This window comes from Alteromonas sp. V450, assembly GCF_001885075.1.
In the GTDB taxonomy this organism is placed as follows: domain Bacteria; phylum Pseudomonadota; class Gammaproteobacteria; order Enterobacterales; family Alteromonadaceae; genus Alteromonas.
Window position 1 is genome coordinate 212636 of record NZ_MODU01000004.1, and the last position, 23454, is coordinate 236089.

The 23454-nt window shown below is 44.4% G+C and carries 22 protein-coding genes and 1 tRNA gene; 9 read left to right on the forward strand and 14 right to left on the reverse strand.

The window, feature by feature from the left end:
- Positions 1-69 precede the first annotated feature (69 nt).
- Entirely contained in the window at positions 70-675 is a 606-nt protein-coding gene (locus BK026_RS00970) for a peroxiredoxin (RefSeq protein WP_071814118.1), read from the forward strand.
- A 68-nt stretch (positions 676-743) separates the two neighbouring features.
- Here the strand turns inward: BK026_RS00970 and rnt are convergent, their stop codons facing one another.
- On the reverse strand, positions 744-1379 hold the full coding sequence (gene rnt, locus BK026_RS00975) for a ribonuclease T (RefSeq protein WP_071814119.1): 636 nt from the start codon (positions 1377-1379) through the stop codon (positions 744-746).
- Between the two features lie 340 nt (positions 1380-1719).
- Here rnt and BK026_RS00980 point away from each other — a divergent pair, with 340 nt between their 5' ends.
- A complete protein-coding gene (locus BK026_RS00980; protein WP_071817419.1) occupies positions 1720-2592 on the forward strand; it encodes an OmpA family protein in 873 nt (290 codons plus the stop codon).
- A 44-nt stretch (positions 2593-2636) separates the two neighbouring features.
- Here the strand turns inward: BK026_RS00980 and glpQ are convergent, their stop codons facing one another.
- The 3 genes from glpQ to BK026_RS00995 form a co-directional block, all read right to left on the reverse strand.
- On the reverse strand, positions 2637-3794 hold the full coding sequence (gene glpQ, locus BK026_RS00985; RefSeq protein WP_071817420.1) for a glycerophosphodiester phosphodiesterase: 1158 nt from the start codon (positions 3792-3794) through the stop codon (positions 2637-2639).
- Positions 3795-3908: 114 nt separating this feature from the next.
- On the reverse strand, positions 3909-4304 hold the full coding sequence (gloA, locus tag BK026_RS00990) for a lactoylglutathione lyase (protein WP_071814120.1): 396 nt from the start codon (positions 4302-4304) through the stop codon (positions 3909-3911).
- A gap of 172 nt (positions 4305-4476) precedes the next feature.
- Positions 4477-5187, reverse strand: coding sequence for an SDR family oxidoreductase (locus tag BK026_RS00995; protein WP_071814121.1), 711 nt, complete (start codon positions 5185-5187; stop codon positions 4477-4479).
- A gap of 335 nt (positions 5188-5522) precedes the next feature.
- On the opposite strand from BK026_RS00995, the gene BK026_RS01000 reads away from it, so the two are divergent.
- Both BK026_RS01000 and BK026_RS01005 read left to right on the forward strand, forming a co-directional pair.
- On the forward strand, positions 5523-5735 hold the full coding sequence (locus tag BK026_RS01000; protein WP_014948776.1) for a cold-shock protein: 213 nt from the start codon (positions 5523-5525) through the stop codon (positions 5733-5735).
- A gap of 168 nt (positions 5736-5903) precedes the next feature.
- Positions 5904-6083 carry a hypothetical protein gene (locus BK026_RS01005; protein WP_071814122.1) on the forward strand — a complete coding sequence of 60 codons (180 nt, stop codon included), beginning with the start codon at positions 5904-5906 and terminating at the stop codon, positions 6081-6083.
- Positions 6084-6187: 104 nt separating this feature from the next.
- Here the strand turns inward: BK026_RS01005 and BK026_RS01010 are convergent, their stop codons facing one another.
- From BK026_RS01010 to BK026_RS01050, 9 genes are all read right to left on the reverse strand, one after another.
- A complete protein-coding gene (locus BK026_RS01010) occupies positions 6188-7606 on the reverse strand; it encodes a M20/M25/M40 family metallo-hydrolase (RefSeq protein ID WP_071817421.1) in 1419 nt (472 codons plus the stop codon).
- A gap of 196 nt (positions 7607-7802) precedes the next feature.
- A complete protein-coding gene (gene nth / locus BK026_RS01015) occupies positions 7803-8525 on the reverse strand; it encodes an endonuclease III (RefSeq protein ID WP_071814123.1) in 723 nt (240 codons plus the stop codon).
- A 36-nt stretch (positions 8526-8561) separates the two neighbouring features.
- On the reverse strand, positions 8562-9254 hold the full coding sequence (locus BK026_RS01020) for an electron transport complex subunit E (protein WP_071814124.1): 693 nt from the start codon (positions 9252-9254) through the stop codon (positions 8562-8564).
- Position 9255: 1 nt separating this feature from the next.
- Positions 9256-10044, reverse strand: a complete 789-nt coding sequence (locus BK026_RS01025) for an RnfABCDGE type electron transport complex subunit G (RefSeq protein WP_071814125.1) — start codon at positions 10042-10044, stop codon at positions 9256-9258.
- Positions 10044-11126, reverse strand: coding sequence for an electron transport complex subunit RsxD (gene rsxD / locus BK026_RS01030; protein ID WP_071814126.1), 1083 nt, complete (start codon positions 11124-11126; stop codon positions 10044-10046). The genes BK026_RS01025 and rsxD overlap by 1 nt, the downstream gene beginning before the upstream one ends.
- A complete protein-coding gene (rsxC, locus tag BK026_RS01035; RefSeq protein ID WP_071814127.1) occupies positions 11123-13894 on the reverse strand; it encodes an electron transport complex subunit RsxC in 2772 nt (923 codons plus the stop codon). The genes rsxD and rsxC overlap by 4 nt, the downstream gene beginning before the upstream one ends.
- 5 nt (positions 13895-13899) lie before the next feature.
- Complete coding sequence (gene rsxB, locus BK026_RS01040; RefSeq protein ID WP_071814128.1) at positions 13900-14481, reverse strand: electron transport complex subunit RsxB; 582 nt, start codon at positions 14479-14481, stop codon at positions 13900-13902.
- Positions 14481-15062 (reverse strand): electron transport complex subunit RsxA, encoded by a 582-nt coding sequence (gene rsxA / locus BK026_RS01045; protein WP_014975993.1) that lies wholly within the window; start codon positions 15060-15062, stop codon positions 14481-14483. Before rsxA ends, rsxB begins: the two co-directional genes overlap by 1 nt.
- A gap of 193 nt (positions 15063-15255) precedes the next feature.
- A tRNA-Asn gene (locus tag BK026_RS01050) sits at positions 15256-15332 on the reverse strand.
- 1001 nt (positions 15333-16333) lie between these two features.
- Here BK026_RS01050 and BK026_RS01055 point away from each other — a divergent pair.
- The 3 genes from BK026_RS01055 (at position 16334) to BK026_RS01065 (ending at position 21003) form a co-directional block, all read left to right on the forward strand.
- Positions 16334-17716, forward strand: a complete 1383-nt coding sequence (locus BK026_RS01055; RefSeq protein WP_071817422.1) for an MATE family efflux transporter — start codon at positions 16334-16336, stop codon at positions 17714-17716.
- A 106-nt stretch (positions 17717-17822) separates the two neighbouring features.
- Positions 17823-19838: an excinuclease ABC subunit UvrB gene (gene uvrB / locus BK026_RS01060; protein ID WP_071814129.1), complete on the forward strand. Its 2016-nt coding sequence runs from the start codon at positions 17823-17825 to the stop codon at positions 19836-19838.
- Between the two features lie 238 nt (positions 19839-20076).
- On the forward strand, positions 20077-21003 hold the full coding sequence (locus BK026_RS01065) for a LysR family transcriptional regulator (RefSeq protein WP_071814130.1): 927 nt from the start codon (positions 20077-20079) through the stop codon (positions 21001-21003).
- Positions 21004-21109: 106 nt separating this feature from the next.
- On the opposite strand, the gene queC is transcribed toward BK026_RS01065, so the two are convergent.
- Complete coding sequence (gene queC, locus BK026_RS01070; RefSeq protein WP_071814131.1) at positions 21110-21766, reverse strand: 7-cyano-7-deazaguanine synthase QueC; 657 nt, start codon at positions 21764-21766, stop codon at positions 21110-21112.
- Between the two features lie 94 nt (positions 21767-21860).
- On the opposite strand from queC, the gene queE reads away from it, so the two are divergent.
- Both queE and BK026_RS01080 read left to right on the forward strand, forming a co-directional pair.
- Entirely contained in the window at positions 21861-22535 is a 675-nt protein-coding gene (queE, locus tag BK026_RS01075; RefSeq protein WP_071814132.1) for a 7-carboxy-7-deazaguanine synthase QueE, read from the forward strand.
- A 67-nt stretch (positions 22536-22602) separates the two neighbouring features.
- Positions 22603-23433 carry a transporter substrate-binding domain-containing protein gene (locus tag BK026_RS01080; protein ID WP_256253564.1) on the forward strand — a complete coding sequence of 277 codons (831 nt, stop codon included), beginning with the start codon at positions 22603-22605 and terminating at the stop codon, positions 23431-23433.
- Positions 23434-23454 lie beyond the last annotated feature (21 nt).

Consider the following 23454-nt stretch of genomic DNA (forward strand, 5'->3'; position numbering starts at 1 on the left):
TTCAATCAAAGCGGTTACGCAATGTAATTGCTTCTATTATTACAATCCAAAATATAAATGGAGAGACTCATGAGTGTATTAGTTGGCCGTCCAGCCCCTGATTTTACTGCTGCTGCGGTACTTGGTAGTGGTGAAATTGTAGATGCTTTCACCCTAAGCGAAGCTATCAAGGGCAAAAAAGCTGTTGTTTTCTTTTACCCACTAGACTTTACTTTTGTATGCCCATCAGAGCTTATTGCTTTTGATAAACGTTTTGATGAGTTTAAGAAGCGTGGTGTTGAAGTTATCGGCGTTTCAATCGACTCTCAATTTTCACACAATGCGTGGAGAAATACGCCAGTAAACCAAGGTGGCATTGGTCCGGTTAAGTACACTCTTGTTGCTGACGTTAAGCACGATATTTGTCAAGCGTACGATGTTGAGCACCCAGAAGATGGCGTTGCGTTCCGTGGCTCGTTTCTAATCGACGAAGAAGGCATGGTACGTCACCAAGTAATTAACGACCTTCCATTAGGCCGCAACGTTGACGAAATGCTACGCATGGTAGACGCACTAGCATTCCACCAAGAGCATGGCGAAGTATGCCCAGCGGGTTGGACTGAAGGTAAAGCGGGTATGGATGCGTCGCCAGAAGGTGTTGCTAAGTACCTATCTGAAGAAGCAGACAAACTATAAGCTAAACGGCTTAAAGGTTAAAAAAAACAGCGCCTTTTGGCGCTGTTTCTGTTTGGTGGACGAGACAATTATTCTTGATTTTCTACAGGCCATCCGCCCAACGCTTTATAACGGTTTACCATATAACAAAATAGCTCTGTGGTTTTTTGGGCGTCATATAGCGCACTGTGCGCCTCACTTTGGTCAAACGCGATCCCCGCTGCACGGCATGCTTTTACCAAAACCGTTTGGCCTAAGGCGAGGCCAGCAAGGCTGGTGGTGTCAAAAGAAACGAACGGATGAAAAGGCGTGCGTTTTATATTGCAGCGCTCTATTGCGGCATTAACGAAGCTTTGGTCGAATGTAGCGTTGTGGGCGACGATAACAGAACGTTGGCAGTCTGCGTCTTTCTGTGCTTTGCGAATGCCCTTGCACAAATCTTTCATCGCATCGCTTTCTTGAATGGCTCCGCGCAGCGCGCAATTAGGATCAATGCCGTTAAATTCTAACGCGGCTGGCTCTAAGTTAGCACCTTCAAAAGGTTCAATATGATAGTGAAAAGTTTGATCAGGATGAAGTATACCGTTTTCATCCATTTTAACCGTTACCGCTGCTAATTCTAACAGGGCGTCAGTGCCTGCATTAAATCCGGCTGTTTCAACGTCGATAACAACGGGAAAATAACCTCGAAAGCGCTGGCAAAGAAGGGGCGGGTTGGCAGACATAAACACTCTTGTAAGACTTAATTGCGTAAATTGGCTGGTGACGTAAGTGCGTACCAACCTGCGAAGCATATTGCGTTGGTGAATTATCGCAAGGATAACTTTGAGTTGCCAGTTTCAATTTAAAAACGCTACAGTGTGAAAGTAATAAAGAATGATCTTCAAATGGTATAAAGCGCTAAACTTTTCTACAATTTGGACGATACTAAGCATAGAAAGCGCATAGAATTGGATGAATTCATTGGTACGTTTTATTTGAATGCGTTCGATTCATTGCGCTTGGTGAGCGAGAGCGCATTTGCTGCTTTGTTCGTGTTGGTCTGACTTTCGTAATGGTATTGCTATGACGTCAAAATTTAAATTTGTCGCCTTATTGGGCTTGTTGGGTGTGTTTTCATCCCATGCTGCCATGCGGCAATATTCCGCATCGGTGGAAACCTCGATTTGGCGTATTGATACAGACACGCGACTACAATGTACTCTAAATCATGAATTACCAGGCTATGGCGAGGCACTGTTCACGAGCATGGCGTCAAAACAGCTCAATATGGAATTTGAGCTGGATATGCATTTGTTGCCTAACAAATTTGATGTAGCCGCAGTGTACTCTGTTCCGCCTAAATGGATGCCAGGCGTTGCCCCTAAAACCATTGCTGACATGTCTCTTCGTAAACAATACGACGGCGACTTACCGCAAGATGCGGCTTGGACCATGCTATCTGAATTAGAGAAAGGCTTTTGGCCCACTATTTATTATCAAGACTGGTACAATAAATACGACAAAGTCAGTGTAGCATTAAACGCAAGCAACTTTTCAGGGGTATACCAAGACTTTGTTAAGTGCGTTTCAAATTTATTGCCGTTTAGTTTTGAAGACATCGCCTACACCGTGCTGTCATATCAAAACAATAGCACTCAGTTAACTAAATACTCGCAGAAACGGTTAACAATGATAGGCGAGTATTTAAAAGAGGACAGTGAGCTGGAGCTTGTACTTCTTGACGGTTACACCGACAGCTACGGCGGGCGCTACAATAACGAACAGTTGTCTATTCGTCGGGCCAACGAAGTGAAAAGCTATTTGACTACGCTTGGTGTACCTGAAGACAGGATCCAGCTTACGGGTCATGGAGAAAAACGTCATATTGCGCCTAATGACACAAGAGAGAATCGTGCCCAAAACCGGCGAGTGGTAGTACGACTGTCAAAATCTTAGGCGCGAATGAACGCGCCTGATGTACGGAAATAATGCACTGCCGGTTAATGTTGATTATCACGCCACGTTAATACTGGCACTAAGTGATCGGTGAAAACACCGTCAGCATGCACAACATTTTCAAGTAATTCCAATACTTGCTCACCAGTCATACCGCTTGGCAACGCATCCTCACGGTATGTGTAGGGGTGGATTGTTAGCTTATTTTGATGGGCGTATTGAACCCATTTCGCTGCTTTTGTTTCTCCTTTAGTCATTGCTACAACATCGAATAGGTGGCCTAACCAAGGCCCTATGCCGTCGGCATACAATGCAACTTGCTCCATTCCTTCTTGTGTTCGCAACCAGTTGTAATCCGTGTCGCTTTCGCCCCAGTCGTTTTCGCCAATCAGCATTACTACTTTTCCTTTATAGCCAAGGATTTCGCGAATTCGCTTAACTTCGTTAAAATCGAAGCATTGCAGGTAGCTATTGCCGCGCTCTCCACCAAATCCGTAAGTATTCATTGTATCGATAACGATTTTGCTTGAATCGATACCCTCTTTTATGTGAAAAGCGGGGGATTTAACTTCAGGGTAAACGCCTACTGATGCACCGAATTGGCGGTTTAGCTCACTGATTAATTCGAAATGTTCTGCTAATGTAGCTACCTTAAAGTTAGCATTTTTACCGCGATATCTATTTTTAAATACTTGGTTTCCATCACTATCTGCACGTTCGTGAACCTGCAGCTTATGCAGTTCTTCAAGGGTGAAGTCACGGGCGTAAAAGCGTCCGTCATTTCGGTGACGGGTTGGAAAAACATCCTCTACGTTGGTCACTGTTTCTAAGTGGATGTCATGTAGTACAACGGGTATGTCGTCTTTCGTGATAACAACGTCTTGTTCGATAAAGTCAGGGCGCAGAGAAAAAGCAAGCGTTGCTGCCTCAAGGGTGTGCTCGGGCAAATAGCCTGACGCGCCACGATGAGCGATAACGGTAAACTGCATATTATCATTGGCGTTTAGAATATCGCTCGTTGCTGCCGCTTCTCTATTTGAAGCTGTGGCAGGAAAAATAACGCCTGACAGTGCTACAAGCAACGCTAGTAGAATGGGCATCAGCTGAGCTTCTTGTTTTATGCGTGGCTTCTGACTACAGGCTATATCGCCTGTAGATTTACTTTGCTCGTTTTGTGAAAAAATTAAGCAATGACGCTGCATATTATGGCACTCCATGTGGTTTTTATTGGCTGTTTTTCTAAACCGTTTTTTAATGTTCATTTAGGCACTCTATGCGCCAAAAAGCCTGACGTGTAGTAACGTGTTATGTTTTGATTAAAGCGAAATGCTCTTGTTTTGTATAAGCTCTATTGCATAGCCATCAGGGTCGCGAACAAAAGCAATGACCGTGGAGCCGCCTTTTACTGGCCCAGGCTTACGATACACATCTGCGCCGTTTGCTTCTAAGTTTTCACAAAACTGATAGATATCATCGACCTCCACAGCAATATGACCATAAGCATTACCTTTATCGTAGGTGTTGTCGCCCCAATTATAGGTAAGTTCTAATACGGTGCTGTCTGTTTCATCGCCATATCCCACAAAAGCCAACGTATATTCGTACTCTTTATTTTCAGACTGACGAAGAAGGCGCATGCCCATAAGTGTTGTATAAAAATGAAGAGAGGCCTCTAAGTTTTCAACTCGAAGCATGGTGTGAAGCATTCGCATAACAATTTCCCATTTGAGCCATCGGAATTACGTGATGGCACACAGCATTTAAGATTGCATGTTGTATATGACTTTTTGTAAACACAAACAACACGCACTAATGATAATTAGGAAATGTTAACGCTTTAAGACAGTTTTACAATTCTAGTTAAACGTACTATGCGGACTGGTATCAATAGCCCCATAGGCCAATATTATCAATTTTAAGACGTCGAGGTTGGCTCAATAGGTACACCACCATGTTGCCTAAGTCTTCATTTTGAATCAGGCCATTGTCCACTTTCTCTGTTTCTGCTTTCTGAGACTGGATCAGTGCAGGATTTAGGGAATGAACGTGAATACCGTAGGGGCGAACCTCTTCTTGCAACGCTTTTCCAAGCCCCACCATCGCAAATTTTGATGCACAGTAAACGCCTGCATTGGCATAGCCGTTCAATGCCGCCTGTGAGGCGATATTGATAATGTAGCCTTCCTTGTTGTTGATCATGTGAGGCACGACCTCTTTACACAAGAGGAAGGCCCCTTTTACGTTAGTATCCATAACTTCGTCCCAGTCTTCTTCGGACGTTTCCCAAATAAGGGTTTCCTTACCAAAGCCACTGTTATTAATTAGGACGTGTAATTCGCCAAACGTATCTTTGACTTTTCTAACAAAACTGGCGACATCAGCGCTTTTCGATACATCACAGACTTGGCCAATGATATTGCCTGGGAATAGAACGTCGAACTGCTTTATAGTCTGCTTGACCGCAGTTTCAGTGCGCCCACAAATGGCCACGTTCATTCCAGCTTCTAGTAGGAAGCGAGCGAGAGTTTTACCTAGCCCTTTTCCGCCTCCAGTAACTATGGCTGTTTTACCTGCTAACGCATACGTGTCTGTCATAATTTGAACCTATAGCAAAAAAGTAAGGTTAACCCAGCTTTCAAGTGCCTTGAACAAACATACGTATTCAGCTCCTCAAAAAAAAGTTTTGTAAAAAAGTTGTGTTTTGGTTAAAAAATAAACTGAAAACTAGTGGACATTACGCTTAATAACCTGTACCTTTCGCACCGCTCTAGATATGTTATTTGCTTTACCTATTACTGCGCTGTACCTCTTTTTTAAATCCTTCAAATTGAAGTTTTATATAGATATACAACTGCTTTACTAGCTTGGAGATGTCTATAGCTATTCGGTGGTTTTCCACCATCACATCAATTTTTTAAAAGGTTTTTATTATGTCTAATTCTGTAAACGGTACAGTTAAGTGGTTCAACGAAGAAAAAGGTTTTGGTTTCATCACGCCTGAAGCTGGCGGCAAAGACGTATTTGTACACTTCCGTTCAATTGCTTCTGACGGTTTCAAAACGTTGAAAGAAGGCCAAGAAGTTAGCTTCGAAGTTGAACAAGGCCAAAAAGGCCCACAAGCTGCTAACGTAGTAGTTCGATAAGACCTCTAAGCTTATCTAGGGTCATTTTCTTATCTGAAGTGACCTTATAAAAGACGGGCTCTTTCTGAAACTTAGTGTTCACGCAAGAGCCTACTTATCGTTTTTCGATTTCTTTACCCAACCTGCGAGGAATTCAAAACAAACAACATTAATAAAGAAGTATTTACTATGCAATTTCAAGATTCTATCTCTACCTTTAATAGCGCCATGTCAGGTGCGTTAATTTCCAATATCTCCATAAATAAAACAACCGTTGCTTTTAAACATGCGAATACGTATCGGCATGTAGAGCTGCCATCAAGGCAAGAGGCGAAGCGATTTGTTGCCCGGCTTATTCAGGCTCAATAAAACGTAAGCATTTTGGACTAGCAGGGCCGAGGGTAGGCAGAGTACTGATAAGCATTGGCCAGCACGAGATGCACTGACCAATGTTGATGATTACTAACGTGTAACTACTGTTTAGCTTTTAAGTCAACGTCCGAATCGGCAAGCAAATATATACTTGCTGCGTAGGCTGCAATGTTTTGCGCAAGTTCATCGGGGTCAATTTTATCGAGGGTATCATCCGGCGTATGGTGAAGATCAAAGTAATCTCTACCGTTTTGATTTAACCTAATCGTTGGTACGCCTTTCGCTGCTAGCGGAATAATGTCAGGGCCGCCGCCAGCAATGTCTGAACCGCCACGCACTATACCTAGCGGTGATAAAATCTTCGCGATTTCATCGACTAGCACAGTCGCTTCGGGATTCACATTTGACACAAGTTGCCAGATTGTTTGCGCGCCGAAGTCAGACTCTGTGGCCAGTACGTGGTTTCCAAGGTTCTTTTCGTGTTGTTTAGCGTAAGCAAAGGCACCTAATAAGCCCACTTCCTCAGCGCCAAACATGACCACACGAATGGTGCGTTTTGGGCGCTCTGGTAAAGAAGCAATTAACGCAGCGGCTGCCGTGGTAATAGCAACGCCTGCGCCGTCATCAACTGCACCCGTTCCTAAATCCCAGCTGTCTAGGTGACCGCCAATAAGGATAATTTCTTCGGGCTTTTCACTGCCAACTAAATCCAGTATTACGTTGCCGCTGTTTACTTCGCCTTTCCATTTCGATTCAGAGTGAAGCGACAATGACAGCGGTTTACCTAAGTTATGTAGACGTCGTAAATGGTCTGCGTCAGGGTTTGAGATAGCGACTACGGGGATATCTGCCCAATTATCGCCGTCTGAGCTCATCATGCCTGAGTGAGGGAAACGATGAGAGTCTGAGCCTACTGATCGCACGACCAGCGCTTCAGCGCCGCCGCGTTGCGCATGTTGCCAACCAATACGGCGACGTTGGTTCGCTTGACCATAGCCTGCACCTGTTTGGCTTTTAACCATGGCGTCGCCGTCTACAAATGCAATTTTGCCTTTAAGGGCACCATCTTTAACTGCGGTTAGCGCGTGAATATCTCTGAAATAAACGATGTCTGCATTGATCTCGCTTTCAGAAGGCGCCGCGCCGCCAAGGGCTGTACCATAAAGTGGTTGGGCATAAGGCGCCGTGAGTGAAATGTGTAGGTGGCCTCTATCCCAAAATGGCATAGTGAATTCTTCTATGCTGACTTTATCAAAACCCAGGCGCTCACCTAACTCAGCGCCCCAATCCCTAGCTCGTTTTTCAGCTTCAGAGCCGCCTAGGCGAGGGCCAACCTCTGTGGTAAGCGACTCAACGATGCTATAGCCTAAGTCACTTTTCAGGGCTTGTTGCATTAACGCTTCTGCATTTTTCTTTTGCTTGTCAGTAATAGGTGAGGTGTTGGCAAACACGCCAAAGCTGCATGCACTCACTAATGCACCAAACGCCAGTGTTCTAGCGATAGTATTTAATCGGGACATGTGTTCTCCATGGATTATTTTTATATTTCTATTTGATTTGCGCGAGCAAAACGCTAACTCCACCATCATAGCCAATTTGATTGCCCCTTTCGAGGCAAACCACAAGCGTAAGTTGTGTGTTAGTCGCAAAATCGTTTGTGTGAGTAAGTGAATGGAATTAAAAAAAGGAGCGTAATGGCTCCTCTGTAAAGATGTTCTATTTGCGTTTCTTCTTAAGTGCTAACTTTTGCTTTTTCTCTTGCTCTTTCAGCACTTCGTTAATAAAGCTCTTTCTACCAAACTCACGAGTGATAACACACTTGTTTAAGTCGAAACCGCGGGCAGGGCAGTATTCTCTACCGTACAAGATAATCTGTAGATGCAGGTCGTTCCATCTTTCTCTAGGGAACAAGCGTTTTGCGTCACGCTCTGTCTGCTCTACGCTTTTTCCGTTCGATAAACCCCAGCGGTACATTAAACGGTGAATATGAGTATCTACCGGGAAAGCAGGAATGCCAAAGCCTTGAGACATAACCACAGCGGCAGTCTTGTGACCAACGGCAGGCATGGCTTCCAGCGCTTCAAAGTTTGCAGGCACTTCACCGTTGTGTTGTTTAATGATCATGTCAGACAAATGCCAAATGCCTTTTGACTTCATGGGGGATAAACCACAAGGGCGGATAATGTCTTGAATTTCTTCAATACTCATCAATACCATGTCGTAAGGGTTATCTGCACGAGCGAATAGCTTTGGCGTAATCTGATTAACGCGCTCATCGGTACATTGAGCCGACAATAGAACCGCAATGAGTAAGGTATAGGGGTCTTTGTGATCTAAAAAGATAGGAATTTCTGGATAAAGGTCATCTAATATCCGCATTATTTCTTTTACTTTTTCCTGCTTAGAAAGCGGCTTGGCCGGCTTAACTACATCATTCATTTCTCAATACTTTTTTTGTTTTGCATGTTTTAGCGTTTAGCTTTCAGCTGTCACGCGAACCCGTTCAGCTTTCACCGCAGGCGACGTCTGCTTAGCGGCTAACTTCGCATCTATACTGTTTTTGATGGCAATGAGAAGACCCATGCCTAAAAAGGCACCCGGTGGCAAGATCGCAAGCAAAAATGGGGTTTCAGTGTTAAATAGCGAAATAGTCCAGTTTGCGGCAATTGGACCGAACAGCCTATCGGCCCCTGCTAACAACGTACCTGCACCCAATATTTCACGCATACCACCTAAAATAACCAGCACCGCGGTAAAGCCTAGTCCCATCATAAGCCCATCGTAAGCTGAAGCGAGCGGCCCATTTTTCGACGCAAAGGCCTCTGCGCGGCCTATAATGGCACAGTTAGTTACAATCAGCGGAATGAAAATACCTAGTGCTAAATAAAGGTCGTAGGTGTAAGCATTCATTAATAGTTGAACAATGGTAACGAATGCAGCGATGATCATAACAAAAACGGGAATGCGTATTTCGTTTCTAACCACATTTCGAACGAGTGAAACGGTAACGTTACTGCCGATTAATACCAACATGGTAGCGAGGCCTAACCCAAGACCATTGATAAAGGTTGCGGTAACAGCCAATAGCGGGCATAAACCTAACAGTTGGACCAGTGCTGGATTGTTCTTCCAAAGCCCTTGTAAAGACAGGTCGCGAAAGTCAGTCACACTATAGCTCCTCTACACTATGAGGTTGAGCCTCATTTACATTAACGGCATCAATCGTTTCAACAGACTTTGTATTTGCGCAGGTGTTAGGTGCATCGAAAAGCATAGACTGGTTGGCCTGTGCATAGAGCAATGCTTCACGAACTGCACTTACGACCGCTCTTGGCGTGATGGTAGCGCCAGTAAACTGATCAAACTCGCCGCCGTCTTTTTTAACCTGCCACGGCGCCAAATTATCGGGTGAAAAAGACTTTCCACTAAATGTTGTTATCCAGTTGCTTACAGCAAGCTCTATTTTGTCGCCCAACCCAGGGGTTTCTTTGTGTTCGATAACGCGCACACCAAGCACGTTCATAGTGGTTGTTCTAGCTTGTGGCGTGCTTTTGCTATCACTGCTGAGCGGACCAGTGTTTGCACTTTGGAGTACATCGCCGCGACTCGCTGCACTGACTTCAACACCCACAACAATATCAATATCTCCGCTGTATCCATCTGGAGCAGTAGCCTCTAACACTAATGCGCTGGGTCTGCCGTTTAACGTCGCACGATATATTTTGTGGGCTTTTTTGTTGCCAAGTTCAGGTGCATTGACCTCTGTGCAGTTGGCGTAAAGGGCATTGTCGTGGAATTCGCTAGGCACGACTTCATTAAGCACGCTTAGCAGCTTTTGCTGCTTTTGTTGCTCAATTTTGTCTTGGGTACCAAAAAACGTAAGCGCGATTAATGCTGTGGTAACAACGGCAAACGCACCTAACATGAGGCCGTTTTTGGCCAGGCTTTCTTTCATCATTAGTGTTTACCTCGACCTTTAACGTTTTTGCCGTACACGCGAGGACGGGTATAGTAATCAATCAAAGGTACCGCCATGTTCATAATGATAACCGCAAACGCTACAGCATCAGGGTACCCACCAAAGGTACGGATGATTACCACCCAAAAGCCAATTGCCGCACCAAAAATTATGCGGCCTTTTGGTGTTGTTGACGCTGAAACTGGGTCGGTGGCGATAAAAAAGGCGCCTACCATTACTGCACCGTTAAATAAATGAAATAGCGGAGAAGCATAGTAATCTGCATTTACCAGATGAAGCAATGCCGCACAAACAAATACGCTCAGCAGCATGCCGCCTGGGATGTGCCAGTTAATAACGCGGGTTTTCCATAGGTAGAGACCACCGAGTAAATAAGCAAAACTCACTATGCCCCATCCTGCACCGGCGGCTTCGAATATACCGCCATCGAAGATTGGCTTAGCCAATGACTCTGAGTAAGTTACGCCTTGCGTGAGGTCGGTTTTCAATGTGTCTAACGGTGTAGCCATGGTTACACCATCGGCAATGGTTTTGAGTTGAGTGACATCGTATCCACTGGTAGTAAAACCTGTAAAGATGAGTGAAACCGAATCTAAAAAGCTTGGCGTGATGCTAGCGTGAGTCGCGGGAGGCAGCCATAGGCTCATCGCTGCAGGGAATGAAATAAGCAGCACTACGTAAGCAATCATGGCTGGGTTGAAAATATTAAAGCCAAGTCCACCGTAAACTTGTTTAGCTACCGCAATGGCGAAGAAAACGCCTGTCACCGTCATCCACCAAGGCAGGGTAGGTGGAATACTAATAGCAATTAATAAGCCTGTTAAAACCGCACTGTAATCTGTAAGGGTGCGTTCAATAGGGCGCTTTCTTAAATATAAAATAACCCCTTCAATAACGAGTGCACTTACTACCGCAATAACTGCTTGAATCAGCATGCCCCAGCCAAAGAAAAAAGATTGAGCTATCATGCCTGGTATCATGGCGTAAATGACCATGCGCATGACCTGTCCGGTATCGCGTTTAACCCGTTGGTGTGGTGAACTCGATAAACTTAACTTCATTCTGACCCTTTCTCTTGTTCAGCTGCCGCTTTCTTTGCTTTAGCCTTAGCGACTGCAGCGGCAATGCGTGCTCTCTTTTCATCTTGCTCGGTAGGTTGAGAAGAGGTTTGCACACTTGTGGCTTGCGCTGCATTGGGAGACGATTCACTCTGCTCAGATGCTTTACTGCTTTCCTGTTCAGTAGTATCTGTTGACGTCGCTAAATCACCATTACCTTTTTGAGCAAGTTTCTTTGCTTTCGCCTTTGCTACGGCAGCGGCAATGCGTGCTTTTTTCTCATCCGCTGGGCTCAAATTACTATCTGAATCTTCTGCATTAGTACTTAAAGCACTATTGTTTTGATGGCTGACGCTAGAAGTGCTGGCTTCTTTTGGCGAGTTAACGTTTTGCTCCTTAGCGTCAGCTTCACTGGAATGGTTAGACCCGTACTCTTTATGCGAAGCGGCCTTTTTAGCTTTCGCTTTCGCTACCGCCGCCGCGATCCTAGCTTGCTTTTCATCTAGCTGCTCTTTGGACTGACTGTCTGGTTGCTCATCTAATTGAGTTGGCGCGCCTTGCTCTGAAACTGACTTGTCAGGCTGCCCGCCTTCGCTATTTTTAGCTGCTTTTTGCGCTTTAGCCTTAGCGACTGCCGCGGCAATACGCGCTTTTTTCTGCGCTTCAGCGTTTAGCTCTGAATTAGTTTCAGGATCGGGAAGTTCAGCTTGCTTTTCGCCTTGAGAGCCTGCAGGCTTTTCTGCTGAAGATGCCTCAGACTGGCTGGCTTGCGCGGCTTTTTTGGCTTTTGCTCTTGCTATAGCGGCAGCAACTTTAGCTTTTTTCTCATCTTCTGGTGATGATGACTGATTACTTGGCTGGTCTGTGGTTGATGGTTCGGCAGCGCTTTCATCTTGCGTTTCGTTTTGAGCTTGTGCGGCTTTCTTCGCTTTTGCTCTTGCGATTGCTGCAGCAACCTTTGCCTTTTTGTCATCTTCTGGCGATGACGGATGTTCAACTTGCTTATCCGCACTTTCAAGTTGAGCTTCATTCTGGGCTTGTGCGGCTTTCTTGGCCTTTGCTCTTGCAATTGCGGCGGCTACCTGTGCTTTTTTATCATTGGTAGCATTATTTGGTTCGTCGGCATTAGCTGGCTTGCTGTCAGCATTCGCATTGGCCTGCATGGCCGCTTTCTTCGCTTTCGCACGCGCAAGCGCCGCCGCTACTTTGTCTTTAGCTTCAGTTGCGCCAGAATCAACAGCGTTATTTGCATTTTCAGCTGCCACAGCATTTTGCTCTTTGGCTTTGTTGGCAGCTAATCGTGCTTCTTTTGCTTTTCTATGTTTTGCTTCGCGCTCAAGTTTTTCGCGCTCTAAACGCTCTTTACGTGCCTCAAAACGCTGCTTGGCCTTCTCAGCCTTGTTCTTTTCATCACGCTGAATGCGTATTTCAGATTTAGCTTGGCGGTAGTAATGCACCAGTGGGATCTCACTGGGGCAAACGTAAGCACATGCACCGCACTCTATACAGTCGAAAAGGTCGTATTCTTCGGCTTTATCGTATTCTTTTGCTTTGGCGTGCCAAAATATTTGTTGGGGAAGTAATGACGCAGGGCATGCGTCGGCGCATGCGCTACAGCGAATGCAGGGGCGTTCTGCATTGTCGTCTACCAGCTCTTTTTTTGCTGGAACCAGCAAACAGTTTGTGGTTTTAACCACGGGGATTGAAGCGTCTGATAACGTAAAACCCATCATAGGCCCGCCCATAATCACTTTGGGTGCTTTCTGTTTTTTCGGGTTGTAGTTTGCTTCATCCAATAGGTGAGAGACCGGCGTACCCAACAACGCTCTGAAATTGCTAGGTGATTCAACGGCTTCACCAGTTACGGTAACAATGCGTTCTATGAGTGGCTTACCATGTAAAATGGCATCTGCGATAGCATAGCAGGTACCCACGTTAAACATCATCACGCCTACGTCAGCGGGTAATCCGTTTCTTGGCACTTCTCGGCCAGTCAGTACCTGAATCAGCTGTTTTTCGCCGCCGGCAGGGTATTTAGTTTCAACGCTAACAACCCGGTAATCGTGCTTATCCTGACAAGCAATATTAAGTGCCTCAAAAGCTTCGGGCTTGTTGTCTTCAACGGCCACCACAATGGCTTTTGGCCCGATAAGGTGAGTAAGAATGTCTAGACCCTGGCGTATTTGCCAGGCGTGCTCACGCATCAATCGGTCATCAGACGTGATATAGGGTTCACACTCAATGCCGTTGAGAATAAGGAATTCGACGGGTTTGGACGTAGAGGTTTTTATATGGGTAGGAAAACCGGCACCACCCATTCCAGAAATACCAGCTTGGCAAATGGCTTCAATAAGTTTGTTTTTATCAAGCTCGCTGTAGTTAGCGATAGGTGACAGGTCGCACCATGTGTCTTTACCGTCAGGGCGTATTGAAATACACATTTCTGTTAGGCCGCTGGGGTGTGCCACAACATGTGGCGCAATCGCAACAACCTCACCCGAAGTTGGCGCATGGACTGGCACAGAAAAAGGCGATGAGCTTTGCGAAAGAATTTGGCCTTTCAATACGAAATCGCCAACTTCTACGCAGCAAATACCGTCTGAGCCAATGTGCTGTCTTAAAGGAACAATCAATAAATCGGGTAACGACGGTTTCTTTATTACTGATGTATTAGAAAGCGATTTCTTATCGTCGGGATGTACACCACCTGGAAATGAGTACATCTTTCCCGTTTCAAGGGTTTCTATAATTGAATCAAAACTTGGATACATCACAATTACGACACCATTTTGATGGGGATATCACCTTTAGGCGATGATTCAAAATCCCAGTTCCATGAAGAAGTGGTTTGTGCAATTGGTACCATGTCGATACAGTCGACAGGGCAGGGATCTACACATAGGTCGCAGCCCGTACATTCATCAGTTATGACCGTGTGCATATGTTTGGCTGCACCTAGAATGGCGTCTACAGGGCAGGCCTGGATACATTTCGTACAGCCGATGCATTCGTCTTCGCGTATGAACGCAACTTTTTTAACGTCTTCTTCACCGTGAGCTGCATCAAGGGGTTTAGGTTCAACCCCCATCAAGTCTGCGAGTTTTTTAATCGTTGCCTCGCCACCAGGTGGGCACTTATTAATATCGTCACCTTCCGCAATTGCCTCTGCATAAGGCTTGCAGCCCGGGTATCCGCATTGGCCACACTGCGTTTGGGGTAGTACAGCATCAATTTGTTCAACAAGCGGGTCGCCTTCAACTTTAAAACGGATGCTTGCGTAGCCTAAAACGAAACCAAAAATAAGCGCAAGGGCGCCAATGGCAATGACAGCGAATATAATAGCGGTAGATATCGTCATTACACTTTCACCAGTCCACTAAAGCCCATAAATGCGAGAGACATGAGTCCGGCGGTTATCATTGCAATTGACGCACCTTTAAAGGATACAGGTACATCAGCAGCAGCTAAACGCTCACGCATAGCCGCAAATAACACCAGTACCAGAGAGAAACCCACCGCTGCGCCGAAACCATAAATAAGGCTCTGCATGAAATTATGTTGTTCGGTAAGGTTTAATAGCGCTACACCAAGTACTGCGCAATTGGTTGTGATAAGAGGGAGAAATATGCCTAACAGTCTATATAAAGTAGGGCTTGTTTTGTGCACGACCATTTCTGTGAACTGAACTACTACCGCGATAACGAGAATAAAGGCCAGTGTTCTAAGGTAGCCTATGCCAAGTGGAGCAAGTAAATAGGTTTCAACTAAGTAGCTTGACGCTGATGCAAGAGTCAGTACAAATGTGGTGGCCATAGACATACCCATGGCGGTTTCTAATTTTCCAGAAACGCCCATAAACGGACATAAGCCGAGAAATTTAACCAACACAAAGTTGTTAACCAGTACTGTACCAATCAATAGCAGTAAAAATTCAGTCATGAATAACGCAATTCCTTCGAGGAATTTTGACGGACAATGCCCGCGAATTAAAAAGAAAAACAGATTAGGTCTATTATCCCTTTTTAGAACGGGTTTAACAACTTGATTGAATTAGGGTTATTTAATGTCTAAACGCGTTGTTTTAGGAATTAAAATAGAATGATATGGGTGAGGCGATTATGAGCCAACTAAGTGGCTCCCCCTCCCCGACTCGAACGGGGGACCTGCGGATTAACAGTCCGTCGCTCTAACCAACTGAGCTAAGGGGGACCTGTGCTTCAACGGAGGCGAATATTAAAGACGTACTTGGGAACTGTCAACAACATAAATGAAATATTTGTGCTGACTGCGCAAAAAATAGCTTTTTACGGCTTTTATGTTCATTTTGTCGTCAATGCTGAGAAAGTGATGGTTAATAACTGCACATTTTTGCTTTCAAGCAGATAAATTGGCTCACCTTTATTGATTATGTGTGGTGATGTTGCGTGTGGTTTGTATATCCCATATAAAAGAAAATATATAACAAAAAAGAATAAAAAATTACTTCCCAACTGGTAGTATATACAGTGTTTAATAAATCTGTAACCTGTACCTGAGGATTAAAAGGTTAGTCACCACTTACCTGCCGAGAATTTAATCGAGCACAAAATCACGCCGAATATGGTCTAGCGTTAGTTATCCACTAAATCTGTGGATAACTATGTTGATAGCTTAGAATCGCGATGTGTTTTTGTCAGATCAGGTACAGGGCGATCGAAACGGATACCTCGTGCTTTCGATTAATATTCTATTGAATACAAGTGTTTAGGTCTGTTTTTGTGATCGCATTTTAAGATCGAAATAGATCGGTTGAACAAAAAGTAGCTTGTGTGTTAATTCAACGAATGAATAAATGCTATTCAATGAAATCCATCTTATTTGTCAATGATTTACAATTCATTAACAAGGGTGGTGATCTTAAAGCCACTATATTGTAAAACGCATGAGCGTGTATCAGTCGATATAACGTGGCAGTAAAAGTGAAATGTTATAGAAATTAAACTGTCACGCGTTTATTCATTTGTAAGTGATTCTGTACTACCCAAAAAGTATTGCTTTTAAAGAGTTGCGAATAAATGTGTGCGACGTTGGTTTTTTTTGCTAGAAAACACGCAAATTTTTTAGTCCCTCTTATGCTTTGTTTTGTTTATCGAATATGCGTAGCTAATTAACGTGCACTCTTTTACACTTACGCGCCATGGTTGGGGGGATTTCATTTTGCCGGAGCTCAAGTGACAAAAACAAACGCTAAGCCACGTACTTCTGACTTATTGGAAGGAGATATAAGTACTACGTTAAAGCGTATGACTATTCCTATGATATTGGGAATGGTAATGATGATGAGTTTTGGACTTATTGATACCTTTTTCGTGAGCTTGTTGGGCACCGATCCGTTAGCTGCTATTAGCTTTACTTTTCCAGTTACCTTTACCGTTATCAGTTTGAACATTGGTTTAGGTATTGGCACATCAGCAATTATTGGCAAATTGCAGGGCAGCAAAGAAATAACTAAGTCTCAGCATTATGCTACCGGCTCCTTAATGCTGTCTTTTTTGCTGGTGGGAGCGTTAGCAATAATTGGCTTTTTTACCATAGAGCCCGTGTTCAAGTTGCTTAACGCAACCGACAATCTAATGCCATACATTTCTGATTATATGGGGCTGTGGTACTTGTCGAGCATTTTTCTTGCTATGCCGATGGTGGGCAATAGTGTATTGCGTGCCTGTGGCGATACTCGCACACCCAGTATTGTTATGGCGGCGGGAGGCGGCCTAAACGCTTTGCTTGATCCCATTTTTATTTTCGGCCTTGGGCCCATTCCGGCGATGGGAATAAAAGGTGCGGCGCTGGCAACCTTTATAGCGTGGATTGTAGGTGCATTATGGATTCTATATATCTTATCTATTCGCCGAAAGCTTATGTTGCCTCGACTGCTGACACTCGCTGAGCTGCGTGATAGCAGCCGTGAAATCCTAAAAATAGGGCTGCCTGCGGCGGGGGCGAATATGCTGACCCCTGTTGCCGGTGGGGTAATGACTGCCGTCGTTGCTGGATACGGCGCTGAAGCGGTTGCAGCGTGGGGAGTGGGTAACAGAATGGAGTCTATTGCTAGTATTGTCGTGTTAGCCCTATCTATGACATTACCCCCTTTTATTAGCCAAAACGTTGGAGCAGGGCAGGTAGAACGGGTAAAGAAAGCGTATTCGCTCACATTGAAGTTTGTTCTTGTATGGCAGTTCGCTATTTTTCTTGTCATGTGGGCACTGTCTAGCTGGATAGCTGTTGCCTTTGCTAATGAAGCAGAGGTAAGCGTGTTAATACAGCTGTTTTTGATGATTGTGCCGCTGGGTTATGGCATGCAGGGCATAATTATTCTGACCAACTCATCGTTAAACGCCATGCATCGACCCATGACGGCGTTAACGTTGAGTGTCATCCGCTTATTTGTTTTCTTCGTACCTATCAGCGTTACGGCGAGTTTTCTTTTTGAGTTAAAAGGCTTATTTGCAGGAACGGTTATTGCCAATATAGCGATGGCGTGTGTTTCATTAGTTGTTTTTAAGCGTGCAATAACTCAATTTGAACAAGATAAAGAAGCGCCTGAGCACGGCTAACGTTAACGCGGCTAAACAAGGTTACCTGTTTGCACTGTCGATAATTCGACCGCAAGCAAACTATACAGCAACAAGCTACAGAAAAAGTTAAGTAAAGGTTAAGTAAATGAGTAGAGGGTTTGAGCTTCATTCTAAATACAAGCCAGCAGGCGATCAGCCAAAAGCCATAGAAGCTTTGGTGGATGGCCTGGAAAGTGGCCTGGCCGGCCAAACACTACTGGGTGTTACAGGCTCGGGTAAAACCTTTACCATGGCTAATGTCATTAAAGAAGTACAAAGACCAACACTTATTCTTGCGCACAACAAAACCTTAGCGGCTCAGCTTTACGGTGAGATGAAAGAGTTCTTTCCCAATAATGCCGTAGAGTACTTCGTTTCATATTACGATTATTATCAGCCAGAAGCTTATGTACCAAGCACCGATACTTTCATTGAGAAAGACGCGTCAATTAATGATCACATTGAGCAAATGCGACTATCCGCCACTAAAGCTCTAATGGAACGCCGCGACGTTGTAATTGTAGCTAGTGTTTCTGCAATTTATGGCTTAGGTGACCCTGAATCCTATATGAAAATGCTGCTGCATCTTCGTCAGGGCGACACCATGGACCAACGTGATATTTTGCGTCGTCTTGCTGAGTTGCAGTATAAGCGCAACGATCTAGCGTTCGAACGGGGTACATTTCGCGTTCGTGGCGATGTTATAGATATTTTTCCTGCAGATTCTGAAAAGCAGGCCGTAAGGGTTGAGCTGTTTGACGATGAAATAGATAAAATTAGCCTGTTCGATCCGCTAACGGGGGCTGTCGATAAGTCAGTTATTCGAGCAACGGTTTTTCCTAAAACGCATTATGTAACCCCGCGAGAGAAAATTCTCAATGCCATTGAGCATATTAAAGATGAACTAGGCGATCGCAAAAAGCAGCTCCAAGAGGCGAATAAGCTGATTGAAGAGCAGCGTATTTCACAGCGCACTCAGTTCGATATCGAAATGATGATGGAGCTTGGCTATTGTTCGGGGATCGAAAATTACTCTCGCTATCTTTCAGGAAGAGCACCGGGCGAACCACCTCCCACCTTATTGGATTACTTTCCAGCAGACGGTTTGATGTTTATCGATGAATCGCATGTTACTGTTTCTCAAGTAGGGGCTATGTATCGCGGGGATCGCTCTAGAAAAGAGACCTTGGTGGAATTTGGGTTTAGGCTGCCGTCGGCGTTAGATAATCGTCCGCTTAAGTTTGAAGAATTTGAACAGATTTGCCCCCAAACCATCTATGTTTCTGCCACACCGGGTGACTATGAGTTAAAGAAAACTGACGGTGAAATAGTTGAGCAAGTTGTGCGTCCGACAGGTCTTCTAGACCCTGTTATTGAAGTTCGCCCAGTAGCGACTCAGGTTGATGATGTGCTGTCTGAAATACAAAAGCGGGTAGAACTTGACGAACGAGTACTTATTACTACCTTAACCAAGCGTATGGCTGAAGATTTAAGCGAGTATTTAAATGAGCACGGCGTTAAAGTTCGTTACCTGCATTCGGATATCGATACCGTAGAGCGAATTGAAATAATCCGAGACTTGCGGTTGGGTAAATTCGACGTGTTAGTTGGTATTAACCTGTTGCGTGAAGGTTTAGACATGCCGGAAGTGTCGCTGGTGGCGATTTTAGATGCTGATAAAGAAGGCTTCTTGCGCGCAGAACGTTCGTTAATCCAGACTATTGGTAGAGCCGCGCGTCACGTGAATGGTAAAGCTATTTTGTACGCTGACAGTATTACCAAGTCGATGAAAAAAGCGATGGATGAGACTGAACGTCGTCGTGAGAAGCAAATGGCGCATAACGAGGCAAACGGTATTACGCCAATGCGACTCAATAAGCCTATTACCGACATTATGGACTTAGGCGACTCCGCACACCCTGCGTCAGGTAAGGTCAGACTTCGCAAAGTCGAAGAGAAGAAAAAACAGCAGAAAACTGCCAGTGCAACAGAGTTAATGGATCAAATTACCGAGCTTGAAAAGCAGATGTTCGAATATGCTCGCGAGCTAGAATTTGAAAAAGCAGCGTCGTTACGTGACGATATTGAAGCACTTAGAAAGCAAGTTGTCACGCTTTCGTAAGTAGGTAACAAGGGGCTGTTTCTAAACTGAAATGGTCAGGTTTGCCCTTACATGAACCATTGCTATAAATTTGTTGGCGCTATCCACGCTATTCCGACGTATATACATTGTCAAAAGTATTGGTTTTTAAACGCAAAATTGAGACGAAAAGCCGAAAAATCTCGTTGTAATAGCGAGAATTAATGCATATAGTGCTTGATAGAGTATCAATAACTATACCTATAATTCAGGTGCTAATATGCTTAACCGTCTTCAGGAGTCTGATATTAAGCTACTCCGCGTTTTTTACGCGGTGGCCAGTTGTAATGGTTTCACGGCAGCAGAGCCAGTACTGCGCATGCAAAGACCGAATATCAGTGCTGCTATAAAAAAATTAGAAGAACGTTTAGACCTTGTACTTTGTCATCGAGGCCGTGGTGGTTTTCAAATGACAAAAGAGGGAGAGGTCGTTTTCCAAGAAACAAAACGCATTTTTAATGCGTTCGACAACTTTGTATTCAATTTAAAATCTCTTCATGACGACTATTCAGGTCATATTACGCTTGTACTAATGGCGGGGTTGCCGCTTTCAATGCATATGGCGGTTAGTAAAGCTGTCAAAAGTACGATGAAGAAATTTGACGACATACATGTCAATATTCAAACGCGTTTGTACAACGAAGTAGAACACGTAGCGTTATCTGGTGAGTGTCATCTTGTCGTGTCTACTTACGATATGGTTAAACCAGAATCGGTAACTTTTCATCCGGTAGGACACAAAATCGAGGGACGCCTTTATTGCGCTCCTACACATCCGCTTGCAAAGTATCGCGATACTGATTTACCCAGCGATGTCAAAATTGGTGATTATCCAGCAATTGGAATTTCCGGTTTGTCTTCAGCGAATTACATTGAAGAGGAAACGCGATTGTCTATACAGACATTCTCAGACTCATTTGACGCTGCCATGTCGGCCATTATGACGGGTGAATACGTAGGTCTACTTCCTGACTACATGGCAAAAGAACAAGGTGCTGCATTGGGCTTGGTGCCAATTGCTAAGGGAAGTTTGTTTAATTTCACACATGAACTCTTTGTGATGAATGGAAAAAACACCCGTTTAAACCCCGTCTTGCGACATTGTATAAAAGAGCTCAGCTATTTTATTTCTGAAAGTCAAAAATAGATTTATCAACGCACACAGTAAAACAGTACCGCTTGTTTTGGCGTGCTTACAGAAGCACGCGAAACAAGTGTTTTTTTATAGTAACAGGTAGCGGTCAGCGCAACATTTATTCGTACTCTAGTGGGTCGGTAGCTCCGTTTTCTTTAAATGCCTCTAAGCGTTCTTCACACGCACCGCATTTTCCGCACGCTTTTTCTCTGCCGTTGTAACAAGTCCACGTTTGGCCATAATCCAGCCCCATAGACAGGCCATCGGTCAATATAGCGGTTTTGCTGTCGTCGATATAAGGAGTCATAATGGTGACAGGTGTGTAATTCGCGATACCGCACACATCATTCATTTTATGGACAAACTCTGGACGACAATCCGGATAAATAGCGTGGTCACCAGAATGTGCACCGTAGTAAACTTCGTTTGCATCTAAGCTCACAGCATATCCGACGGCCAGTGAAAGCAAAATCATGTTGCGATTTGGAACCACAGTTTGCTTCATGCTTGGCTCTTCGTAGTGGCCTTCTGGAACGTCGATATCTGACGTCAGGGCAGAGCCGCCTATAAGGGTATTTATCGCGCTAATATCAACAATTTTGTGAGGCACATTAAGCGACTTACATACGTTTGCCGCATAATCGAGCTCTTTCTTATGGCGCTGACCGTAATTAAAGCTTAAAGCGTGGACTTTCTTGCCGGCTTTCAGCGCTTTGTGCAGAACAGTGAAGGAGTCCATGCCTCCTGAATATATAACAACAACGTTTTCTGACATAGTTTTCGAAGATTTAAGAAATTATGCCCGAATTTTATGTGATCCTTGGTAAAATCCCAACATACAATCGTAAAAGGGTGTCAAATTGTCTGTAATGTCCACATTAAACATCAATGAGATGTTTGAAACTATTCAAGGTGAAGGTGCTCACACAGGTATTCCTTCTATCTTTGTTCGTCTACAGGGCTGCCCTGTAGGGTGTCCATGGTGTGATACCAAACATACATGGGAAATTAACCCTGAACTCAGTGTGTCGCCCCAAGCGGTGATAACCAAAGGCGAAGAATCTGAAACTTACTTCATTTCAAGTGAAGAGGCGCTGCTAAGCGAGTTCAAGCAACAAGGTTATGTAGCAAAGCATGTGGTTATTACTGGCGGTGAGCCATGTATGTATGATTTACGTCCGCTGACGAGCCTTCTTCACGACAAAGGATATACAACACAGATTGAGACTAGCGGTACCTTTGAAGTGCTTTGCGATGTGCGCACCTACGTGACAGTATCTCCTAAAATAAATATGAAAGGCGGATATGACGTCTTAGTGAGCGCGCTTGAACGAGCCAATGAAATTAAGCATCCCATCGCTATGCAAAAGCATATTGACGAGCTTGATGCGCTTCTTGCTAATGTATCGTCTCTAGATGGGAAACAGGTTTGTTTACAACCAATTAGCCAGCAAAAGAGAGCAACAGAGCTTGCAGTGCGTACTTGTATTGAACGTAACTGGCGGCTATCTTTACAAACACACAAGTACATTGGCATTGAATAATGTCTTCACACATCAAGTTATACTAGGGACAACATAAATGGTGAAAAGAGGGTTTTGGATTTTCATAATGCTTGTGTTTGCGAAGCATGCCAGTGGTGCGCTTTGGACAATCACCTACCCACGTCCCCTTGATGAAACTGATGAAAGGACACAGTACCCTGTTGCGCTTCTCAAGCTGGCCTTGGACAAAACCGGAGTTAACTACGAACTAAAGCCATCAGATAGAATTTTGCTCACGGGTAAAGCAATGCGTCAGCTGCGCGAGAACCGAGAAGTAAACATCGTGTGGAGTATGACTGACAGTCAAAGGGAAAAAGAGTTAACGCCCATACGTATCCCCATTGCAAAAGGCCTTATTGGTTTGCGGGTTTTCGCCGTCAGTACAGATAAAAAATCAAAGTTTGACAATTTACTCTCGCTCAATGACATGCGCAGGTTAGTGCCCATTCAAGGCGAGGAGTGGCCCGACACCAAAATTTTACAGGCAAATGGTTTTAATGTGTTTACGGTTCCAGATTATCGCGAAGCGTATGCGATGATTATTCAAGGGAAAGGGGACTTTTTTCCGCGCTCTGTAATGGAAATAAACGCTGAGTTACAAGCTCAGGGCTCTTCTAAAGGTTTACATCTAGAGGAAAATTTTGCGTTGTATTACCCGACTGCCATGTATTATTTTGTTAGTGCTAGTAACAAAATTCTCGCAAATTTAATAGAAACAGGTCTTAAGAGAGCCATAGACGATGGTTCGTTTGAAGCACTCTTTCAATCTACCTATTCTCCAATATTAGCATCGTTAGACATTGACGAGCGCAAAATCTTTACATTGGAAAATCCTTTACTCCCTATTGAAACGCCTTTAAATAACGAAAAGCTTTGGTACAAGCCCGAATTAGATTAAAAAAACGCGGCTGGCGCCGCG

What these genes read in the sequence shown, in the direction of transcription:
- rsxB (WP_071814128.1), bottom strand. Translation starts at nt 14,481, where the DNA reads ATGACGATATCTACCGCTATTATATTCGCTGTCATTGCCATTGGCGCC.
- nth (WP_071814123.1), bottom strand. Translation starts at nt 8,525, where the DNA reads ATGAATGATGTAGTTAAGCCGGCCAAGCCGCTTTCTAAGCAGGAAAAA.
- rnt (WP_071814119.1), bottom strand. Translation starts at nt 1,379, where the DNA reads ATGTCTGCCAACCCGCCCCTTCTTTGCCAGCGCTTTCGAGGTTATTTT.
- BK026_RS01010 (WP_071817421.1), bottom strand. Translation starts at nt 7,606, where the DNA reads ATGTCCCGATTAAATACTATCGCTAGAACACTGGCGTTTGGTGCATTA.
- BK026_RS00980 (WP_071817419.1), top strand. Translation starts at nt 1,720, where the DNA reads ATGACGTCAAAATTTAAATTTGTCGCCTTATTGGGCTTGTTGGGTGTG.
- queE (WP_071814132.1), top strand. Translation starts at nt 21,861, where the DNA reads ATGTCCACATTAAACATCAATGAGATGTTTGAAACTATTCAAGGTGAA.
- BK026_RS01005 (WP_071814122.1), top strand. Translation starts at nt 5,904, where the DNA reads ATGCAATTTCAAGATTCTATCTCTACCTTTAATAGCGCCATGTCAGGT.
- queC (WP_071814131.1), bottom strand. Translation starts at nt 21,766, where the DNA reads ATGTCAGAAAACGTTGTTGTTATATATTCAGGAGGCATGGACTCCTTC.
- BK026_RS00970 (WP_071814118.1), top strand. Translation starts at nt 70, where the DNA reads ATGAGTGTATTAGTTGGCCGTCCAGCCCCTGATTTTACTGCTGCTGCG.
- uvrB (WP_071814129.1), top strand. Translation starts at nt 17,823, where the DNA reads ATGAGTAGAGGGTTTGAGCTTCATTCTAAATACAAGCCAGCAGGCGAT.
- BK026_RS01065 (WP_071814130.1), top strand. Translation starts at nt 20,077, where the DNA reads ATGCTTAACCGTCTTCAGGAGTCTGATATTAAGCTACTCCGCGTTTTT.
- BK026_RS01000 (WP_014948776.1), top strand. Translation starts at nt 5,523, where the DNA reads ATGTCTAATTCTGTAAACGGTACAGTTAAGTGGTTCAACGAAGAAAAA.
- rsxC (WP_071814127.1), bottom strand. Translation starts at nt 13,894, where the DNA reads ATGTATCCAAGTTTTGATTCAATTATAGAAACCCTTGAAACGGGAAAG.
- gloA (WP_071814120.1), bottom strand. Translation starts at nt 4,304, where the DNA reads ATGCGAATGCTTCACACCATGCTTCGAGTTGAAAACTTAGAGGCCTCT.
- glpQ (WP_071817420.1), bottom strand. Translation starts at nt 3,794, where the DNA reads ATGCAGCGTCATTGCTTAATTTTTTCACAAAACGAGCAAAGTAAATCT.
- rsxA (WP_014975993.1), bottom strand. Translation starts at nt 15,062, where the DNA reads ATGACTGAATTTTTACTGCTATTGATTGGTACAGTACTGGTTAACAAC.
- BK026_RS01025 (WP_071814125.1), bottom strand. Translation starts at nt 10,044, where the DNA reads ATGATGAAAGAAAGCCTGGCCAAAAACGGCCTCATGTTAGGTGCGTTT.
- rsxD (WP_071814126.1), bottom strand. Translation starts at nt 11,126, where the DNA reads ATGAAGTTAAGTTTATCGAGTTCACCACACCAACGGGTTAAACGCGAT.
- BK026_RS00995 (WP_071814121.1), bottom strand. Translation starts at nt 5,187, where the DNA reads ATGACAGACACGTATGCGTTAGCAGGTAAAACAGCCATAGTTACTGGA.
- BK026_RS01080 (WP_256253564.1), top strand. Translation starts at nt 22,603, where the DNA reads ATGCTTGTGTTTGCGAAGCATGCCAGTGGTGCGCTTTGGACAATCACC.